The 20,380-nt window shown below is 35.8% G+C and carries 17 protein-coding genes; 3 read left to right on the top strand and 14 right to left on the bottom strand.

The annotated features are described in order from the left end of the window. Positions 1 to 50: 50 nt before the first annotated feature. The 8 genes from J6O61_RS13545 to J6O61_RS13580 form a co-directional block, all read right to left on the bottom strand. Positions 51 to 347 (bottom strand): STAS domain-containing protein, encoded by a 297-nt coding sequence (locus J6O61_RS13545; RefSeq protein WP_292214301.1) that lies wholly within the window; start codon positions 345 to 347, stop codon positions 51 to 53. Positions 348 to 373: 26 nt separating this feature from the next. After that, positions 374 to 1,573 carry a hypothetical protein gene (locus tag J6O61_RS13550; RefSeq protein WP_292214303.1) on the bottom strand — a complete coding sequence of 400 codons (1,200 nt, stop codon included), beginning with the start codon at positions 1,571 to 1,573 and terminating at the stop codon, positions 374 to 376. Positions 1,574 to 1,656: 83 nt separating this feature from the next. Continuing rightward, on the bottom strand, positions 1,657 to 2,142 hold the full coding sequence (locus tag J6O61_RS13555) for an RNA polymerase sigma factor (RefSeq protein ID WP_292214306.1): 486 nt from the start codon (positions 2,140 to 2,142) through the stop codon (positions 1,657 to 1,659). Positions 2,143 to 2,159: 17 nt separating this feature from the next. Then, positions 2,160 to 2,354, bottom strand: a complete 195-nt coding sequence (locus tag J6O61_RS13560; protein WP_292214309.1) for a hypothetical protein — start codon at positions 2,352 to 2,354, stop codon at positions 2,160 to 2,162. Positions 2,355 to 2,440: 86 nt separating this feature from the next. After that, a complete protein-coding gene (locus J6O61_RS13565; RefSeq protein WP_292214312.1) occupies positions 2,441 to 4,591 on the bottom strand; it encodes an ATP-binding cassette domain-containing protein in 2,151 nt (716 codons plus the stop codon). 12 nt (positions 4,592 to 4,603) lie between these two features. Continuing rightward, complete coding sequence (locus J6O61_RS13570) at positions 4,604 to 6,778, bottom strand: NHLP family bacteriocin export ABC transporter peptidase/permease/ATPase subunit (RefSeq protein WP_292214315.1); 2,175 nt, start codon at positions 6,776 to 6,778, stop codon at positions 4,604 to 4,606. 16 nt (positions 6,779 to 6,794) lie between these two features. After that, complete coding sequence (locus tag J6O61_RS13575) at positions 6,795 to 7,211, bottom strand: hypothetical protein (RefSeq protein WP_292214318.1); 417 nt, start codon at positions 7,209 to 7,211, stop codon at positions 6,795 to 6,797. A 250-nt stretch (positions 7,212 to 7,461) separates the two neighbouring features. Continuing rightward, the gene (locus tag J6O61_RS13580; RefSeq protein ID WP_292214321.1) at positions 7,462 to 8,067 is read right to left on the bottom strand and encodes a YgjV family protein; all 606 of its coding nucleotides are present in this window, start codon (positions 8,065 to 8,067) and stop codon (positions 7,462 to 7,464) included. 135 nt (positions 8,068 to 8,202) lie between these two features. Between J6O61_RS13580 and J6O61_RS13585 the strand changes: the two genes are divergently transcribed. Together J6O61_RS13585 and J6O61_RS13590 are read left to right on the top strand one after the other, a co-directional pair. Beyond that, on the top strand, positions 8,203 to 9,735 hold the full coding sequence (locus tag J6O61_RS13585; RefSeq protein WP_292214326.1) for a Na+/H+ antiporter NhaC family protein: 1,533 nt from the start codon (positions 8,203 to 8,205) through the stop codon (positions 9,733 to 9,735). Positions 9,736 to 9,819: 84 nt separating this feature from the next. Next, complete coding sequence (locus J6O61_RS13590; RefSeq protein ID WP_292214329.1) at positions 9,820 to 10,458, top strand: phosphoribosyltransferase family protein; 639 nt, start codon at positions 9,820 to 9,822, stop codon at positions 10,456 to 10,458. Positions 10,459 to 10,501: 43 nt separating this feature from the next. Here the strand turns inward: J6O61_RS13590 and J6O61_RS13595 are convergent, their stop codons facing one another. Next, positions 10,502 to 10,741 carry a hypothetical protein gene (locus J6O61_RS13595; RefSeq protein WP_292214331.1) on the bottom strand — a complete coding sequence of 80 codons (240 nt, stop codon included), beginning with the start codon at positions 10,739 to 10,741 and terminating at the stop codon, positions 10,502 to 10,504. A 177-nt stretch (positions 10,742 to 10,918) separates the two neighbouring features. On the opposite strand from J6O61_RS13595, the gene pta reads away from it, so the two are divergent. Further along, entirely contained in the window at positions 10,919 to 11,902 is a 984-nt protein-coding gene (gene pta / locus J6O61_RS13600; RefSeq protein WP_292214334.1) for a phosphate acetyltransferase, read from the top strand. A 254-nt stretch (positions 11,903 to 12,156) separates the two neighbouring features. Here pta and J6O61_RS13605 read toward each other — a convergent pair whose 3' ends face one another. The 5 genes from J6O61_RS13605 to J6O61_RS13625 all read right to left on the bottom strand — a co-directional run bounded on the left by J6O61_RS13605 (position 12,157) and on the right by J6O61_RS13625 (position 18,089). After that, complete coding sequence (locus tag J6O61_RS13605; RefSeq protein ID WP_292214337.1) at positions 12,157 to 13,401, bottom strand: GGDEF domain-containing protein; 1,245 nt, start codon at positions 13,399 to 13,401, stop codon at positions 12,157 to 12,159. 136 nt (positions 13,402 to 13,537) lie between these two features. Then, positions 13,538 to 14,827, bottom strand: a complete 1,290-nt coding sequence (gene larC / locus J6O61_RS13610; protein ID WP_292214340.1) for a nickel pincer cofactor biosynthesis protein LarC — start codon at positions 14,825 to 14,827, stop codon at positions 13,538 to 13,540. A 93-nt stretch (positions 14,828 to 14,920) separates the two neighbouring features. Further along, positions 14,921 to 15,271: a hydrogenase maturation nickel metallochaperone HypA/HybF gene (locus J6O61_RS13615; protein ID WP_330613789.1), complete on the bottom strand. Its 351-nt coding sequence runs from the start codon at positions 15,269 to 15,271 to the stop codon at positions 14,921 to 14,923. Between the two features lie 303 nt (positions 15,272 to 15,574). Continuing rightward, positions 15,575 to 16,876, bottom strand: coding sequence for an ATP-binding protein (locus J6O61_RS13620; protein ID WP_292214343.1), 1,302 nt, complete (start codon positions 16,874 to 16,876; stop codon positions 15,575 to 15,577). Between the two features lie 37 nt (positions 16,877 to 16,913). Beyond that, a complete protein-coding gene (locus J6O61_RS13625) occupies positions 16,914 to 18,089 on the bottom strand; it encodes a replication initiation protein (RefSeq protein WP_292214347.1) in 1,176 nt (391 codons plus the stop codon). Positions 18,090 to 20,380 lie beyond the last annotated feature (2,291 nt).

The raw sequence follows: 20,380 nt of genomic DNA on the forward strand, positions 1-20,380 counted from the left end.
CTCCTATAAACAAATAGGCCGCATATTTCTATGCGGCCCTAAAAATTTCTTTATTCGATTGTTAAAATATCAACAAATCCTGTTACTTCAAAGATTTCTTTTATTTCTTCATTGGCATTCTTTACAACCATTTCTCCCTGCTTATTCATAACTTTCTGAGCAGATAAAAGAACTCTCAATCCTGCAGATGATATATACTCAAGCTTTGATAAATCAAAGTCAAGCTTTGTTACGCCGCCAAGTGCGCTCTTAAGTTCATCATCAAGCTGTGGAGCTGTTGTTGTATCAAGTCTTCCCTCCAAAGCAACAGTAAGTTCTGATCCATTTGCAATTTTGTTGATTGTCATATTGGGCTCCTCTCATAAAAATCTTTTTATTTGTTAAGGGTGCAGACAACAGTCATATCCACTCTGTCCCCTTTAACGCCTACAATTACATCCTTAGCAACACTGGCAACTATGGATTTTTCAAGTTCATCCCATGCCTGCTTGGCACTTTCATTCATGGTTACGTCATCGGAAAGAGCATTTCTATACTCGTACAGTGACCATGTTATTCCTGAATCCGCCAGTCCCTCCGTGCTTCCGTACATACCCATTGTACCATATGATATATATCCACCGCCATACTCCTGCTGCAATTTCATTACATTATTATAGCCAAGGATTCCATTTTCTATAACATCCCTAACTTTTCCCATAAATCCCTTAACAGAGGCATTTCCGCCGGAGGACATATCTAAAAGAGTACTCTTTTTTTCTGCACTCATAAGCGTCTTGGCTGTGAGCTTTAAACAAGCCTCATTCTTATACTTTTCAAACCATACAACAGCGCTGTAATCTCCGGTCATCTCCTTGAGCATTCCAATTGTCTCTTCAAAAACAAGCTTTAAATGTAGCGCATCTTTTTTACTGAGCTCAAGCTCTTCTATGGCCTCATCAGCCCTGCTGTTGGCATTAGATCCCTGTATATAATCGCTATCTACAATAAGTGGATTTGTGACAATCTGTGGAACACTTGATCCTACTGTACTGAGTGCTTCAGAGAAGTCCTTGATAACCCACATTTTAATCTTATTCTTATCAATAGAAACAATGATATCGTCTGCCAGGTTAGCCACAAGAGATCTCTCAAGATCGTCCCATGCTTCCTGGGAATACTTGTCTTCACGTCTCTTTCTTAAAATTTCATTTCTATAATCCTTCAAAGTCCAGGTTCTTTCTGCCGGAGCCTCAAAGAGAAATGCCTTTACAAGTTGAGAGAAAAATCCTGACTGCGCACTGTTTTCGCCTGTTGTAGATATAGATATAAGCTCTTTTTGCTTATTAGAATCAATATTATTATCTGCTGTAAGATAAATATTTGTAAGCTTTGAACCACCCTCAAACCAAATCTCTACTGTTGTTTCATCAACAATGGACTTTGCCAGTCTCAGCACTTCTTCTGTAAGAAGTCTAAGACGTAAGGCATTTTTTCCTTCCAACTTAATATCAAAGATATAATCATCCAAAAGTTGATATGCTCTGCCAATGTCTGTTTCTATGTTACTGATTCTGATATGTTCTGATTGCATATTCTTAGTCCCCCTTCAGCAAAATAGTCCGTTTACATTATTATATAAAAAAAATCATAAAAAAAGTATGAAAAAAACAAAACTCACCCCAAATAACCCTGAAGTCTTCCAAGAGCTTCCCTATGTCTTAACTTGGTTATTCCATAAGACAGATTCATTGTTTTGGCTACCTCCTGAAGGGTTAAACCTTTATAATATCTAAGCACGATAATATCCCTTTGTTCCTCCGGGAGTTTTAAAAGTGCTGCAGCAAGTTCACTTAAAGACTCCTGTGTGAGCACTTCTTCCTCTATACTACTCTTTGTGTCAGACAAATCCTCCGGAATCTCAGAATGAATATGATTAGTCCTGTAAAAGTCGATAACTGTATTACTTGTAATAGAATAAATCCAAGTAGAGATTTTCGCCTTGGATTCATCAAAAGTATCAAGTTTGTCGTAGACCTTTACAAATACGTCCGCACATAAGTCCTCTGCATCTTCCGGTGAATTGACATGATTTCTTATGTATGCGAACACTTTATCCCTGTAGTCCGTGTAAATCTGTTCCTTGGAAGGAATGTCCCCCATGCTGCAATTTCTCCTTTTTACAATAATTCGCCCTTTTTAGGGTCTTTACAAATTTCTTTCACTCCTGCAGCTGCTACGAATTCCAAATCATCATCCGATAGCATTTCCTTGTTGAGCGAATATTTTGATTCCACATTGTGAATAATCTTTTCCAAATCAGCATTTGGTGAATATTTCTGATAATCAAATAATCTTGATAATCTGTTTTCCATAATAAAACCTCCGTTTAGTTGCTATTTTGGTTACACTTATTTATACGAACCAAAACTAAATCCGGCAATTCTTATTCTATCATTAATTAGAGCTGTTGTCTTTTTACCAGTTCAGCAAAATACCCATTTTTTGCTAACAGATCATCGTAAGTTCCATCTTCCACAATATGCCCTTCATCCAAAACCACTATCCTGTCACAGTTTTTAACGGTCGATAGTCTGTGCGCCACGACAATTCGAGTACATTTTAACGTGTACAATGCATCAGATACCTTTTTCTGAGTAATATTATCCAAAGCACTTGTAGCCTCATCAAGTAAAAGAACTTTAGGTTTTGGTGCAATGGCTCTTGCAATCATCAGACGCTGTTTCTGCCCACCTGATATACCGCCCTGACCTTCAGAAATAATAGTGTTCATTCCCATAGGCATTTTTTTAATATCATCTGCTATTCCTGCAATTTCAGCCGCTTCCCAGGCATCTTTGAGTGTCAGCGTGGGAGCTGAAATAACAATGTTTGAGAAAATATCTCCCTCAAACAAAGAACCGTCTTGCGTAACACTTCCAATCTTTCTTCTAAGAGAACCAGGATCGAGCCTTTCTATATCCCTTCCATCATAATAAACTGCACCTTTATCCGGCTTTTCAAATCCCAAAAGGAGTCTCATGATAGTGCTTTTTCCGCATCCGGTCTTACCAACTATTGCCACATACTCCCCCGGCTTAACTTTAAGGTTAAGTCCTTTTAAAACATATGGCGAATTCTCACCGTATTTAAATGATATGTTGCTTAATTCTATTCCACCCGAGAGCCTCTCGACAGTTATTTTATTCTCAGTCCCTTCAGGCTCTACACTAAGTATCGGTTCAGCAAGATTAAGAACAGGCGTTATCTGTGCTGCGGCAGAAGCCACCTCCTCAAATCCCGCAAAAATCCCCTGGAAATAGCCAAAGGCAACCCCAAAAGCTATATAAACTCCGGGAGTAACTCCGCCTTTGACAGCAGAATAATATAAAATAATTGTTCCGATTATATCTATAGCCTTATTAATCGTTCCGTTATAAATGATATATGGTGGAGGACTATAGCTAAGCCTGGCACTCATATTATAATTATTTGCCCATTTTGCAAAAGCTCGCTTTTCGGCTCCCGCAAGCTTTATCTTTTGTATACCGTTTATAAGCGCATAACTTAGACCATCCTCATCGGCATCATATGCCATTATCATTTTATTTATCCTGGCCCTAAGCGCTATAGTCGTCATTGAAACCACAAGGCTTACAAGTACTATCGCAACTGACGGCATTACCAGACACCTGGCATAATTCCCAATTTGGAACACATAAAGCATTGAAATCACTATAGTAACCGGCAAAGCAAAGAGGTTTTCCACAATCAGGCTACATATCTGGTCCACAGCATCAATTCTGGATGCCAGTTCCCCTGAAGAAAAGTTCTTAAAAAAAACTGCAGGAAGATTCAATACTCTGCTCATAACAGCAGATTCCACGCTTATTGAGCTCTTTATCTCAATTCTCTCTTTTACTAGCTCCGAAGAAGCTTCAAAAAGCTGATTCGCAATGATAACCGTAAAAAAATACGCTGCTGTACCCACAAGCATTGGTATATTCTTGCTTGCAAGTACATTTACCGTAATAAAACCTGTAAGCTGCGTAGAAAAAATGGAACCTAGTGTAAGCATTAATACCAAAAATACATATAATGCAAGATCACTGATATCCATGCAGTTTTTCATGTAAATAAGCAAATCCGTAATAGATAATTTTTTTCTGGGAAGGGGCCTGTAAAAGCAGTATGCTTCCTCTTCGAATTCCTGATAGTTAGAAGCGTTAATAGCGATTCTTCTCTTCTTCTCATAATCAAAAAACTTATATTGACCGCCTTTTGGTATAAGAGCAACAGGCTTATTATTACTGCCGTGGTAAGCCAGCATCGGTCCATATGCATCTTTATACCACTTCCCCTCAAGTTTGATCCTTCTGTACATTATCCCGTAGGTTTTCACAGCATCCTTTAAGTCTCCTGTGCCTTCCTTCGGGGTAAATCCAAAGTAACTAATGATCTCTTCCACAGATTTTTTGGCAATATGCTGCCTGTCGGTTTCAAAAGGATCATACTTGCCATCTATGGAAGACATCATATTGTAGATAGCCTTCTCAAAGATATCCTGATCATTTTTTATTCTTTGTCTTATCTGCTCATCAAACCAGCCCACGTTCGCCCCTCATCACTCATTAATAACAAGTTCAGAATAATATCCGTTTTGTTCCATTAATTCCTCATGTTTTCCGCGTTCTACAACTTTTCCGTCTTTTAATACAAGTATTTCATCACAGTCACGTATCGTAGAAAGTCTGTGTGCAATAACAAGGCAGGTTATTCCCCTGTCTTTTACCGCTTTTATCAATTCAAACTCAGTTTTTGCGTCAAGCGCACTCGTTGCCTCATCCAGAATGATTATCGATGGATCCTGTGCAAGAACCCTGGCAATTTCAAGCCTCTGCCTCTGACCCCCGGAAAAATTTCTGCCATTTTCTTCAAGGCGACTCTTGTACCCACCTGGTCTGTCCATAATATCATCATGAATTTGCGCATCCCTTGCCGCCATTATCATCTCGAAATCTTCAATGGAATCATCCCACATCTTAATATTGTTTTCTATGGAATCTGCAAAAAGAACTATATCCTGATCAACGACTGCCACAGACCCCGCAAATACACTTCTATCTATTTCAGACATGGGCTTTCCATCAAATGTTATTTCACCTTTCCATGGCTTATAAAGACCTGAAATCAACTTTGATAACGTGCTTTTTCCGCATCCCGATCCACCTACAATAGCTATCTTGCTTCCCTGTTTCAGGGTAAAAGATACATCGTCAATGACAGGATCAGCCATTTTGGAATATCCAAATACAAGATTTTTTACTTCAACATTTCCTGACAATTTTGAAAAAGATTCGTTATCATCACCCTCTTTAAACGTCTGCTCAACAGGGTAATTCATAACATCTTCAACCCTTTCCATCTGGGTACGCATTTCCTGAATAGTCTGTCCCGCACCTATAAGCTGCATTGCAGGTAAAGTAAATGATGACAGATACATCTGGAAACTCATTACCATACCAAGTGAGAACTTCCCATGCATCACAAGTCCTACACCTATGAAAAGAACCAGACTGTTAGCTATAATGTTTAAAAGCTCCGGAATTCGTCCAATCCATACATTGATATGCGAAAACTCAATGTTCTCTTCCGTAACCTTTGCATGAAGCCCCGACCACTTTTCATAAAACCCGTCTTCAGCTCCACTGGATTTAATGGTTTCAATCATAGAGATACCGGATAAAGTAATTGCGGCAAGCTTTCCTGCATCCCTCATGTTTAATCTGGTTATATTGATCCTCTTTTTGGAAATGAACTTTCCCAAAACAACATTAAGAAAAATCGTAATTATACCAATCAGGGTAAGCGCCGGACTATACCTTATCATTACTATAAGGTAAAAAAACATCATTCCAATATTTATTGCAATAGGGGTAATTGTAGATACAACAGTATTAGCTATTGAAGCATTTGTCCTCTTTCTCTGAAGAATATCTCCTGATAGTCTGTTGTTAAAAAAATCCACTGGCAAATGAAGCACTTTCCACATGTAAGTACTGTTGCCAATGATAGCCATCTTTCCGTTTATCTTAAGTGAATATAGATCTGTCACTGCACTTACCATGATCTCCATGAAACACACAAATGAAAACAGAGCAATAAACGGATTAAGAAGTTCTTTATTTTCCCCTGTCAGAAGGTTGTCCATAAAGAATCTCTTAAATCCGGGATTGATTATATTAAACGTGTACGCAATGATAGTAGATAGTATAACAAATACAACGGCTGCACCTGCACCATTAAGCCTTTTCATTGCAAATTCAATTGTACTTTTTCGTTTTCCGCTTCTTACAAAATCTTTTCCTGGTTTGATAAAAAGGCATATTCCAGTAAAAGCCTCATCAAACTCCTTCATGGAAACAGCTATTGTTCCTCTGGCCGGATCATTTATATATGCTTTTCCATTCTTGAATCCATCAAGAACAACAAAGTGATTAAAGTTCCAGTGTATTATGCACGGAAACTCCCCTTCCTCCATAAGGGCGTCCGGTTCATATTTGTAACCGGTTGCTTCAAACCCATAGTTTCGAGCTGCCTTGAGGATGTTTTTTGCGTTGGAACCATCCCTTGATACCCCGCAATCAACTCTTACTTGTTCAAGAGGAACCCACTTTTCATAAAATGCCATGACCATAGCAAGGCACGCAGCTCCACATTCAAGCGCTTCCATCTGCATAACTACCGGAACCTTTGCCAGGCCATGCAATACAGGATTTTTTTCCTTACTGCTATTCATTATAATCATCCCCGAATCAGTTAAATAGTAAGTCGATCATTTGCGTCTGTTTATAAGAAGCTTTCGCTTCATAAGATCCGTCAGGTATTTCCATATTTGAAATTGTAATTACATTACCTTCTTCATCATGCTTAACATACCCTATGGTTGTAACAAGACCGCCAATTTCCAAATTCATGTCCTCTTTTAATGTCTGCGCAGCTTCACTATTGTCAAACGTAACTGTTACAACACCGTCTTTTGCTTCTGCTACTCCGTAAACGTAGCTTTGAATAGATGAAAAATAACTCCACCCTATGAGTCCAAATAGAATCAGCATAACCGCCAAAAGAATAATCCAGCCCTCCGCTCTTGCCACATGAATATAAGTTGTCAGATCATCCGGAGATGAGATTTTTTCGATACTCTTTTTTCTAAAAAGATCTTCTTTCATGTTTTTTATCATTCCCTCACAAAAAACTAATGAATAGTTATCTAAACTATATTTTATCACAAAAAAATAGGCTTTTGCGCAAACAAAAGCCTTAAAGGGAGGAAGGGCTGCTTATTACTATAAGCAACCCTTCTGTTGTGTTATGAAAAGTATATATGTGGGGTTCAAGAGTGTTGTCTCTCTTGATGTTTATTATGTTAAACTCCCAACCTTAAATGAACCTAAAAATAATGTGTCCAAATAGTGAATCTTACAGATGTTTCTCATAATAACCATCCTTCTTTATGTACCCCATCTTGCTAAGATAAGCCTTGTGGTTCTCATCCGATCCTCTGTAAATAAGTAACTTTACGCCTTCCATTGGAAGCTTTTTCTCCAGGAACTTTCCTATAGAAAAATCTCTATACTGTGGTACAGAGTAGTCCAGATCAATGTCAACCACGCCATCTTTTCTTTTACCAAAAAACATTGCTACCGGATTTCCGTTATGACATACTACATAACTAATATTGGATTCTTTAAAATCCATCTGCGTTCCCGGAAAACACTTTTTTATATCCTCTGCATAAAATCTTAAAAAATATCGAACTAAAGAGTCATCGTTATTTACATTCACGATCTCATAATTGACAGATGTATTGCTCATCTTTACCAGATAATAAATATTTATTAAAACAAGGCAAAGATTCATGATTGCTGTTGGATAGGAATGAATAATAAACGCATATATCGTAAAAATAATGCTGCCTACCGAATTAACGATTCTAAGTTTAAAAACAGATGCCATCAGAAAAGAAACAAGTACCAGCGCCGATCCTAAATAACCAATGGCCTCAATGATTGTATTTGTATTCATTTTTACCTCTTTCTCTATTCATAAAATACACTTATAATTGGGTTAATATCATATCAAAAAAACATTTATAGTTCAAATACATACTTTAGACACGTTAACATTGTATAATTATAAAAATTTTTTAGGAGGAGTGTTATGTTTACAGACTCATTTTGGTCACTGCTTCCGCCAATAATTGCTATTGCTTTGGCTCTTATTACCAAGGAAGTTTATTCATCTTTATTTATAGGTATCGCTGTGGGAGGTCTTCTCTATTCAGGTTTTAGCTTTACAGGTACAATAAATCATGTATTCGTAGACGGCATGATTGGCCAGTTGTCTGATCCCTGGAACATCGGAATTCTCATATTCCTTGTTGTTTTGGGAGGTATTGTAATGCTTATGAACCGTGCGGGTGGATCCGCCGCCTTTGGAAAATGGGCTTCAGAACACGTAACGACAAGAGCCGGTGCTCAGATTGCTACTATTTTGCTCGGTGTTATCATTTTTATCGACGACTATTTTAACTGTCTCACAGTTGGATCAGTTATGCGTCCGGTTACGGATAAACACAAGATATCAAGAGAAAAATTAGCTTATCTTATAGATGCAACCGCTGCTCCCGTATGTATCATAGCTCCAATTTCCTCTTGGGCTGCAGCTGTTACAGGTTTCGTTGACGGAGCAAACGGTCTTACTTTATTTGTTAGAGCAATTCCTTATAATTTTTATGCATTTCTCACCATAGCCATGATGCTTGGTTTAACCTTTATGAAATTTGACTATGGTGCCATGGCAGTAGCAGAGCAGGCATCACATAAAACTTCTGCTCTGAATAAAGTCAAAAAAAATGCATCTCTTACCGGAGCAGAGGATCAGCCCAATCCTCCCGTTTCCACTAAAGGAAGAGTAATTCACCTCATTCTTCCTATCATTACTTTAATAGTATGCTGTGTAATTGGAATGATCTATACAGGTGGTTTCTTTGATGGCGTTTCTTTCCTTGATGCATTCTCAGGTTCCGACGCTTCAGTAGGTCTTGTTTATGGATCTGTCGCAGCACTTTTAATAACAATTGTTTTTTATGCATCTACGAAAGTTTTAAGTTTTACAGAGTGTATGAATGCTCTTCCGGAAGGATTTAAGAGTATGGTTCCCGCTATCATGGTTCTCACTTTTGCGTGGACATTAAAAGCCATGACGGACTCTCTTGGAGCAGCAACATATGTTGCCGGTATTGTGCAAAATATTGCTGATAACGGCGCTCTTATGAGCTTTATTCCGGCAATTGTTTTTGTTGTCGGTGCTTTCCTTGCCTTTGCAACAGGAACATCATGGGGAACATTCGGAATTCTCATTCCTATTGTAGTTAACGTATTTGGTGGCAATCTTGGAAATGAGCTAATGATAATCTCCATTTCAGCCTGCATGGCAGGTGCAGTTTGTGGAGATCACTGCTCTCCGATTTCCGATACGACCATCATGGCAAGTGCCGGAGCACAGTGCGAACACATATACCATGTATCCACTCAGCTTCCATATGCTCTAACTGCTGCAGCTGTTTCATTAGTTTCATACATTTTTGCCGGATTCATTAAAAACTGGCTCTTTTGTCTGCCCCTTGGTATTATCCTTATGATATGTACCTTATTCGTGATAAAAAAAGTTAATGGAGCAAATAAAGCCTGATTAATAATTGGAATTTTGATAATATAATGATATGATTTTATATATAAGTTATGCATTCGATTGAATGAGAAAGGAAGGCCAGCTATGCAAGACTACAAAAAGATGGAATATTCTCAAAATAAAGATGTTGTTCTGCGTTATACTCCGGGTCACTTTATTACGCCTCATTCTCATGTTAACTACTATATCGATCTGTGCGATACCAAGGCGCGTATGAAAGAAGCCAGAGCTGCCGGTGAGTCATTGGCGGAAATGTATATGACCTCAGACATCATTGACACCATTCTTTGTATCAACGGAACTGAAGTTATCGGCTCTTACATGGCCAACAAGCTTACCGAGGCAGGAATTCTTTCGATGAATTCCCACAAAACAATTTATATTACAAGTCCTGAAATTAATGTAAATGATCAGATTATGTTTAGAGACAACAATAAACATATGATAAAAGGAAAAAAAGTTCTGGTTCTCATTGATTCTGCTACTACCGGAGGAACATTAAAGAGCGCCCTTGATTCCATCCGATTCTATGGCGGTGAAATCGTAGGTATTTCTGCTGTCTTTTCAGTAGCAACACAAATAGAAAAATTTCCTATCAAAGCTTTGTTTACAACAAGAGACCTTCCTGATTATGCCGGTTATGCTCACGATAATTGTCCGTTATGTAAGTCAGGAGTACCTGTTGATGCTATTTGTAATGGTTTTGGTTATTCTACAGTTTGATATTTCTTAAATGCAAAAATCTCTTGGCAAAGCCAAGAGATTTTTATTGCTGATTTCCCATATTCATCATCATTTTCGCTGTCTCAATATCATTTGCAGTAAGCTTAATATTAGACGCAAGCTCTTTTCCATCAGGAGTTGTAACCTTTATATCTATTATTGTTCCCTCCTGCATGGCATTTGAACCAATAGCCCTAAAAAAAGGTAAAACCTTAGGATGATCCTGTGAAAACAGGCTCAGGCGTTGTTGAAGCTGCATAAGCAGCATTGGATTCATATTCATTTCTCATACCTCCATGATTTCTTTACTAAATAATATATAAGTAAGTTAAAAAATAATCAATCTTTTTTGTTGAAAATTCAGTAAACTTGAGTTAAATCAAGTTTTTTAGCCATAATAAGTATTATAATCGCAATCGTTGATAAAAATACTATCTGATACATATAAGGAGGATAAAAAATGTACGGATTTGGTGATATGATACAAAAGCTTAAAGCTAACCCAAAAACTATTGTTTTCCCTGAAGGATCTGATCCTCGTATTCTTGAGGCCGCTTCAAGATTACTTGCCGGAAACTTCCTTAAGCCAATTCTTCTTGGTAATGAAGCAGATATCAATAAGTCTGCAGAAGATGCCGGCTACAACATCAGAGGTGCTCAGATAATTGACCCTGATAATTTCGACAAGTTTGATGAAATGGTAGATCTTTTCTGCGAATTAAGAAAAAGCAAAGGAATGACACCTGAAAAGGCTGTTCCTATTCTTAAGCAGACTAACTACTTCGGAACAATGCTTGTAAAGATGGGCCTTGGCGACTGTCTTCTTGGCGGTGCTACTTACTCAACAGCTGATACTGTTCGTCCTGCTCTTCAGATTATCAAAACAAAACCGGAAAATACAATCGTTTCTTCTTGCTTTATTCTTGTTCGTCCTTCAGCAACAGGCGAAAATGAAGTCATTGCTATGGCTGACTGTGGAATCAACATCAACCCTAACGAGGATGAACTTGTTGAAATCTGTGGTGAAACAGTAAACTGTGCGCAAAGATTCGGTGTTGACCCGAAGGTTGCCTTCCTTTCATTCTCAACAAAGGGATCTGCAAAGGATGACACAGTTACAAAGATGCAGAACGCTACAAAGAAGGCTCAGGAGAAATATCCTGATATTCCTATTGATGGTGAGCTTCAGTTTGATGCTGCTGTATCTCCACGTGTTGCAAAACAGAAAGCGCCGGGTTCAGCTGTTGCAGGACATGCAAATACATTTATCTTCCCGGATATCAATGCCGGTAACCTTGGTTATAAAATTGCTCAGCGTATGGGTAACTTCGAGGCATATGGCCCTATTCTTTTAGGTCTCAATGCTCCAATCAACGATCTTTCTCGTGGTTGCAATGCAATCGAAGTTTATTCTATGTCGATTATCACAGCTTCTTTAGCTTGATATATGTATTATTGATGTTATATAACAAAAAGCCCAGCGCTATAAACGTTGGGCTTTTGTTATCATTTGTTATTTTTTGTTATTATTCATTATTTTTCAGATTGTTCTTCCTTTATATGGCGTCTTTCGTGCTCTTTATAGTAGTTAGTCTTGTCATCATACATTGCTTCATCAGCTAGTTTCACTACTCTGTTTATTTCTCCTGAATTTTTACTCCAAACAGCACCTATCGCAACATTAATTTTCTTCTCTTTTTATTTTTTTACAAGTTCATTAAACTTTTCTTCTTCAATTTCCGGAAGGATTGAAATAAACTCATCTCCACCAATCCTGTAGCAGAACTTTTTCTTAAATATACTTCCAAATACGTTCGCCACCTGTTTAATCAACTCATCTCCTGCCTCGTGTCCCTTTTCGTCGTTTACTTTTTTGAGCCCATTAATATCAGTATAGCAAACACCAACTTTAACCGATATTCCTGCCAACAATCCCAATGTCTGATTTAAAGAATACCTGTTTCCAAGTCCTGTGAGTGCATCATGGCTACCAAGATACATCATCTCTGACGTAAGAGCCCTGTTCCTCATTTCATAGGAAATAAATATCGCGGCAGACTCTATTACATCTGTAACATTAAGCGGAAGATCATTTGCATAATTATCAACTACAAGATACCCTAGTACATCCTTTTTATCTCTTACTGTTGATATTATATATCTCTGAACCTTTCCAGCTAAATTTTCATCGTAAAATTTTTTGTTTGTTTCGCATATCTCATGAGTATCATTTATAACAGCAATATCCTTATTATTTAATTGCTTTTTCCACATCGATACAAAGTTATTATTTTCTATATCTTTTTTTGATGGAAGTTTTGAAGTTGCCGCCCCATTGGCCCATTCATGAATCGCTTTGACCTCATCACCCAAAGTTTCAACTATAAAAGCATGATCAGCTTCAATCGAAGTCCCAAGTATTTTAAGGACTTTCCGGATACCCTTTCCAAATTCTGCTGACGATAGCTCTTTTGCGCACTGTATAACTAAATTATTACTGTTTCTTTTTAGTGTTTTATCGTCTTCATCTCTTTTTGCTGCAGTAACGTCATGAATTATAAATGCGCAAAATCCCTTTTGATACACCGGAACAGACCAAAATTCAAACCATTTATCAAAGTCACTATTGTATGTTCTGATGATTGATGACTGTCTCAATATGGCAGCCTGATAGCTATATCTTATCCAATCTTCATCTCTGTTTTTTACAGTATTAAAATATGTATTGCCGATTAATTCTGCAGATGGTTTTCTTACCAATTGAGCATACTTTTCATTAGCAAAAAGGAACAACATGTCTTTAACTGTTCCAAAGGGATCCGTCAATACTTTAAATATACAACATGCATCAGGTAAATCTTTTAACATATATAAAATATCATTGGAGCTAAAATTAGTCGTAGATGCGTACTCTATTTTCCCATGGTTTTCCAATTCTGTCATATATCCCCCCTGAATATTGATAAATTAATACCTCCATACAGTAAATTATACCTTATATGCTCACTTCATGCACTATATTGCATTAAAATTTATGCTATATTTTTAATAATTTCTCTAAGCATAGAAAATGGGAGCATCAGTCGGATGCTCCCATTATTGCTTGTAATTCCTCTTTAATTTCAAATATGCTTTTTCCTGTTCGTCGCGCAATCCCTGAAATATCGTCATATTCAAGCTTTTTGCGCTTGACATCATAGCCTGAAGCCTCTTTTACACGAACCTTTCCATATGGTGTTTCCAGTGCATCTATTTTTCTTGATAAAACATATCTATTACAAATAGATTCTCGGACTCCTATCGTAGTTGTATGTTTAAACAATACCTTTAACATTTTCTCCCTGTTGTCAATTTGGCACATGCAGGAAAGAATAACTCCTGGTCTGTTCTTTTTCATATCAGCCGGTATTGTATAAACCTCGACGGCTCCGGCTGCAAACAACTGCTCTGTAGCAAAACCAATCTCTTCCGGAGTCATGTCATCAATATTACATGAAAGCTCAACAATCTGATCATTCTCATATTCATCACTACATTCGCCGTATATTGCTCTCACAAAATTACCCTGACGGAAATCTTTCTTTCCCATTCCATAACCAATTTTCCTAACTGTCATCACCGGTTGAGAGTTAAAATCGAAGGCAAAGTATTTAGCCAAAGCAGCTCCTGTTGGCGTGCATAGTTCTGATTTTATGGTCTCGCTTTCATAACTTGGAATACCTTCAAGTAGTAATGCCGTAGCCGGAGCAGGCACGGGTAATATTCCGTGTGCACATTTAACAGTACCTCCTCCTACGTTTATAGGAGAAAATACCACCTTATCAACATCCAGCTCATGCATCAGATAGCATACAGCAGCTATATCAGCAATTGCATCATAGTTACCAACTTCATGAAAGTGTATTTCCGAAATCGGCTCTCCATGTACTTTACTTTCAGCCTCGGCTAATAACTGAAATACTTCCCTAATGTCGCTTTTAATTTCTTTTGAAAGGTTAAGATTCTCAATTATATCTTCAATATCATAGAGTTTATTGTGATGGTGATGTGATTCTTCGTGCTCATGTGAATGTCCATCACTATGCACGCTTTCATGAATGTGCTCGTGATTATGTTCGTGATTGTGGAAATCCTCGCGCTCATGGGCAGCTTCTGAGTCCATTTCTTCCTGCCCTTTTACGAGCACTTTCATATGCTTACCTAAAACTCCACACTTAGAGGAATCTTCAAGAACAAATTCCACATTTGGAATTCCTAAATTGTTTAACTCCTTCTCTTTTTGCTCCATATCATCAAAAAGAGAAATAAGCGCTGCCGTCAGCATATCACCGGCTATACCCATTTTGCACTCAATATACAGTGTATTCACTCATACCTCCTCTAATCAAAAACTCTAAACAGCATGCAGCTATGTGTCATATATCAATTATATTTTTCATGTATGATATATATGTTATATATCTTATATATCTTCTCTAATTAAATTTTTTAGCGTTACACCTTTTCCCTCAATAATATGCGCTTTTTTCCCTCCACATACCGTGCATAAATATCTGTTTTCACTTGTTGGATAATACTCGCTTCCGCATTCCTCACAAAGCGCTTTCACAGGTACTTCTTCACAGATTAACTCCGCTCCTTCCAAAATAGTACCTTTGGCAGCTTCCGGATAATACTTATGCATATAATATGGCATTACACCGCTTGTTTTTCCTATTTGAATTACTATACTCTTAACACTTTTTGCATTGTTCTCTTTTGCTACATCTATTGCCAAGGATACCATCCTGGAAATATAGCTCATCTCATGCATGATTTATTTCCTCTTTATTTTCATTTAATTACAATTTAATTGATTATAAATCAAATTGCTAGATAATAATATATATAGGAGGACGTTATGGCACACAATATTGTAAAAACATGCATGGGATGTGGACGAACATTTGTCGCCAGAAATAGTGGCGCTCCTTTTTGCTGCCGAGCATGCAAGATTCGTTACTCATACCACTATTCGTTTAGATGCAAAGATTGTCGAAATGCATCTTGTAGCGTCCGCAATGAATATCTGCAGGGATGTGCCACTGATTGCCCCAATCTTAAATGGGATCCTTAATTATCTCCCGGATAGATGGTTAATAAACTGTTGAGCGCATCTTCCTGAAATTCCACCATGATTGAGCTCCCATCTGTCTGCTTCCATTTTAAGTTCATCTTCTTTCATATCTATTCCGTTACGTTTGGCTAATTTCAATACAATATCATAGTACTCCTGCCTTGACGGTTTATAATAACCAATATTTACACCGAACCTATTGGCAAGAGACAATTTTTCTTCCATCGTATCAGATCTGTGGATATCTCCATCCTGTTCAACATCTCTTCTGTCTTTCCATGTTTCTTTTATCAAATGCCTTCTGTTTGATGTAGCGTAAATAAGAATATTATCAGGTCTGGTCTCAACTCCACCCTCAATTACAGCCTTAAGAAACTTGTAATCAGACTCATCTTCCTCGAATGACAGATCATCCATATAAATAATAAACTTATAATTTCTGTTTTTTATTTGTGAAATAAGTTGTGAAAGCAGCTTGAATTGATATTTATATATCTCAATCATTCTCAGCCCTTCACCATAGTATTCATTTACAATAGCTTTTATACTTGTTGATTTACCGGTTCCACTGTCCCCGAACAAAAGAACATTATTAGCTTTTTTACCTTCCACAAATGCTTTTGTATTCGATATCAGTTTTTGTTTTTGTATCTCATATCCCACAAGATCGCTTAAAACGACTTTATCCATATTATTGATTGGATTAAACTCAATTTTTCCGTCAGAAAGCTCCCTTATCCTGAATGCCTTATTTAATCCAAACTCACCTACACCGATTCTTTTATAAAAATCAGTAACAATATCAAAAAATTCATCATCGGATTTGGCTTCTTCAAGCTGCTTCGTCAAATTTCGTACTTTTTCACTAACATTGGAATTGTACATCAGCTCTGGCTTTTCTATTGCCTTATAGTTAGTTATGCAACTGAAACAGTCAATTCCAAGCTTTGATTCAATCTCAGTAAAATCATATTCAAAAAGCTGCCTGAAAGCGTGAAAATCTGCTGTTGCAAAATGATTTACGCTGCCATTTTTACTTCCAACTTTTTCACATGTCAGGCTAAACGGATTCTCATCCATGATAAGTAAATAAGACAAGTAATTATGCCACAAATTATCGTCAAATGCATTGGCTGTACCAAGTACAAGCAGTCTTTTCACCTGTTTATAAACTCTTGCCGTAAGATCTTCTACGTCGTAGTCGGTTTTATGCAGATCTTTTGATACTTTGGAAAGCTGCATTAATATTGAATCTTCCGGCATATCCCCATACATGAGTAGTTTTGCTACTATCTTTTCCATATTTTCCCTTTTTGTTATATAACATATATTTTATATATCAGTTATCAAGTAATTGCTTTTCAAGTTCTTCAAAATCTATATCTGTACGTTGTTCAAAATTATTGAAACTGTTCTTCTTTGAAGGTATTGGCTTTGCTTTATTATTGTAATACTCGTTTTTTATACAATCCTTCATAAATGCGATAGGTACATCTACCGTTGTATTATAGGTAAGCATATAATCATAAGCTTTCTTTATCTTCTCATAATCATATCCAGCGCAGTCTGCGATATCTCTTATCTCTTTTATTTTAAAATAATCATGCATTAATTCGATAAGATCATCAAGTACATCATCTTTATTTCGAACGACTTCTTTTTCCTTCTTATTGGTATTTGCAGCAATATTCTTTTTATCAACAAAAAATCTTATTCCAACCGTTTTTCTTCCACTCTTAATCGGTTCATAATCTATTATAAGGCTTGTTTTCTTATTAAGTTCATCCTTTGCCTTTGAAAGAACATTTCTGTTGAAAATTTTATATTCCTTATATTTGGTCTGACCTGTTTTTTCTATGAGTTCATCTATCTTTTCATAATCAGGGTAATCTTTTTCAAGTTCTGCTTTAATCTTATTATCACCGCCTGAATTGATAATTCCAAGCTCCAATTTAAGCTCAGTAAGATTATAATCCATAACCTGTTCGCCATCGATCTTCTCTATAGCTTTTTTATAATCAAACGCTGATTTTAGCATTTCATACAAGCGCAAAGAATAAACACTCTTAAGACTAAGGGTGTCTGCCAAACTAAGTACTGTATAATCCTTTTGCAAATTTACTATTTTATCGGTAAGTGAATTATTATAACGAAGCGTTAGAGTGCCATTCTTAAATGAAGCATCTGTAACAACCTGGTGAGCTTCAATCTTCCCATTTTCTTTATCTTTCATAAGAAGATTCCAGTCAAAAATAGTTGCCCCTTTAACCTGCCTGTCACACAATGCTTCAATATGTTCATATAATGATCCGGATGTAGATTTAAACATCTTCCTAAGATCTGTTCCATATATTGTTGCAACAACATTATTGGTATCATCTACAGTAATATGCTGCATGCCTATAGCAAACAACTTCTGACTAAGAGCAGTGCCTTTTCCCATGGCATTGATCAGTTCATTTGATTTTTTATAGCTCTGCCTGGCAATGAGCTGATCTCTTTTTTCATCTTTCATACGGCCCCCATTACTTCTGGTAAAACAGTTCCCTTTTTGTGCACCAATGCGGATTTCCTATATTCCTTTTTTGTACACCTTTAGGATTTAAATATAAAATAACATTCCCTTTTTGTAAACTTTAATTAATATTATATTCCTTTTTTTGTCACCTTCAAGCATTATTTGCCTATATTTTGGGGTTTTTATCTGTGTTTCCAGCTGTAAATCATTAATCTTTTTAGTCAATCATTTATCTTCCCTTTTTTAGCACCTTTTCAATTTTTCGTTCCCTTTATGTTCACCTTTGACCGCTTTGAATTGACTCGATGGGTTTATTATATTCCTTTTTTTGTCACTTTTTAATCCTATTTTATAACCTTTTTTTATATTTAATGAAAATTGCTTCATGTATTATATTCCCTTTTTAGTCACCTTAAGCTTTATTATTATTATTTTCGCCTATCTTTTTGTTCTCTTATACCATGTTCTGATTTTTATTAGCATATTTAGCCTGCGTTTATCTGCAAAAATTACATTCCCTTTTTGGTCACCTATCCTGTTCCCTTTTTTGTCACCCTTAGCTGTTTTGGGTTTTAGACTTGCCTTTTTATCTGCATTTACAAGGGTTTTTATGATTTTATTTTATTAAATTTCTGTCTTCCCTTTTTAGTCACCTATATTCCCTAATTGTGCACCTTTACTTCCCATAAATGTACCTTTAAGCCTATTTCCATACTTCCCCTTTTTGTACACTTTTTCTTCCCAATTTTGCTACTTTTCAATCCCTTTTGACTTACTTTTTTTTCCCTTTTTTGTCACCCATTCTTATTATAATTGGCTTAAACACGCGCTTTTTCTTTGTTTTAATTAATAAATAAGTGTAGTTTACTATTTAAAAAATTAACAACACTTATAGTGTGTAATTAAATTTCTACAAAAATACACTTTAGTAATATCTGCTCTCAATATAATTCTCTAGAGCTCTATTTTCCTATTCAATCATATATAAAACATTAATCTGATCTGTATGTAGACAGTTATTTAAAACCATTATGAACATTTTAACTATATAAACATATTGTTCCGTTAATGAGTATAATATAACAGATTTTGTAGTGCTTAATTATATTAATTCTACAGACTGATTCGTGAGCTTTGATATTACTCTTGAAATATGGATACTCAAACAAAGCATAGTAAAAAGTGCCAACCCCTCAGGACTGACACTCATTAACTATCGGAAAACCTCATGAAAATCGATTACCCTAAATTTTTGAAAACTTACACGAATATTGATTACCCTAAAAAAGCCTGACCCTTAAGCCAAACACATAAAACCTGTGTCAAACAATCAAAAAGTTTAATTATTTATATTTCCCATCATCCCGGCAATCAATGTTTAGTAATCTTTTGAACTTGCATTTTTTATTTTCTTTCTTGCATTTTTCCTTTATCTTTTAATTTAGCGAATAATATTTATATAACATTTTATCTTTTTGTGTTTTGTTATAGTTTAATTATATAATTAAATATTTCGTATGATATCTTTAATTTATTCTAGTATTAATTGAAATTATTTTACCTTATCTTAACGGATTATCACTATTTTTATATCATTCGATATATTTTATATTCTTTAATATTATATGTTGTTTTATTATTTTTTACTATTTATTTTGAAAACATTCTGACTTATATCTATTTTGCAGGTATATACATATTGACCGCTTTGGACAAAGATTTCTTTTAGATTTGATTATATTTTATATAATCACAAATGTAATTAAAATTAGAATTAATTATTGCATATTTATCTGATTTTTTCTGAATAATTACGCTTGATTTTATATTAGATTTTATGAGTCTTAGAATTTTGATATGCAAGTTTTCTTGCAAGTGCTGGTTTTTTCATTTATTTCTTACTTCTTGTTCTCTGAGAAGTACTGTATATACGGCAGTTTTGTTCAGATATTTATTTTTTTGACTTCCTGCATCATGTTGATTGTTTATTTATTGTTTTTTTATAATATTTTAATTTCTTTTTTACGTATATTTTATGAAGCAAACCCTTTTGACCTTACCTAATAATTCAATGTATCAAATTTTGATTAAAAGCCCTCAATTTCTTGATTTTTATTAATCTCTTAATGAATTTTTTTAACTTTTCCAATATTTTTATTTCTAGCTTTTATTACCAGCATTACTTTCTGATCTTAGTTTATAAGTTTGAATCATTTTAATATATATTATATATATAATATAGTACAACTTTCTTTGATATATATAATATTAAATACATATCTAATATA

The sequence above is a fragment of the Butyrivibrio sp. genome, from assembly GCF_017635265.1.
Lineage (GTDB): Bacteria > Bacillota > Clostridia > Lachnospirales > Lachnospiraceae > Butyrivibrio.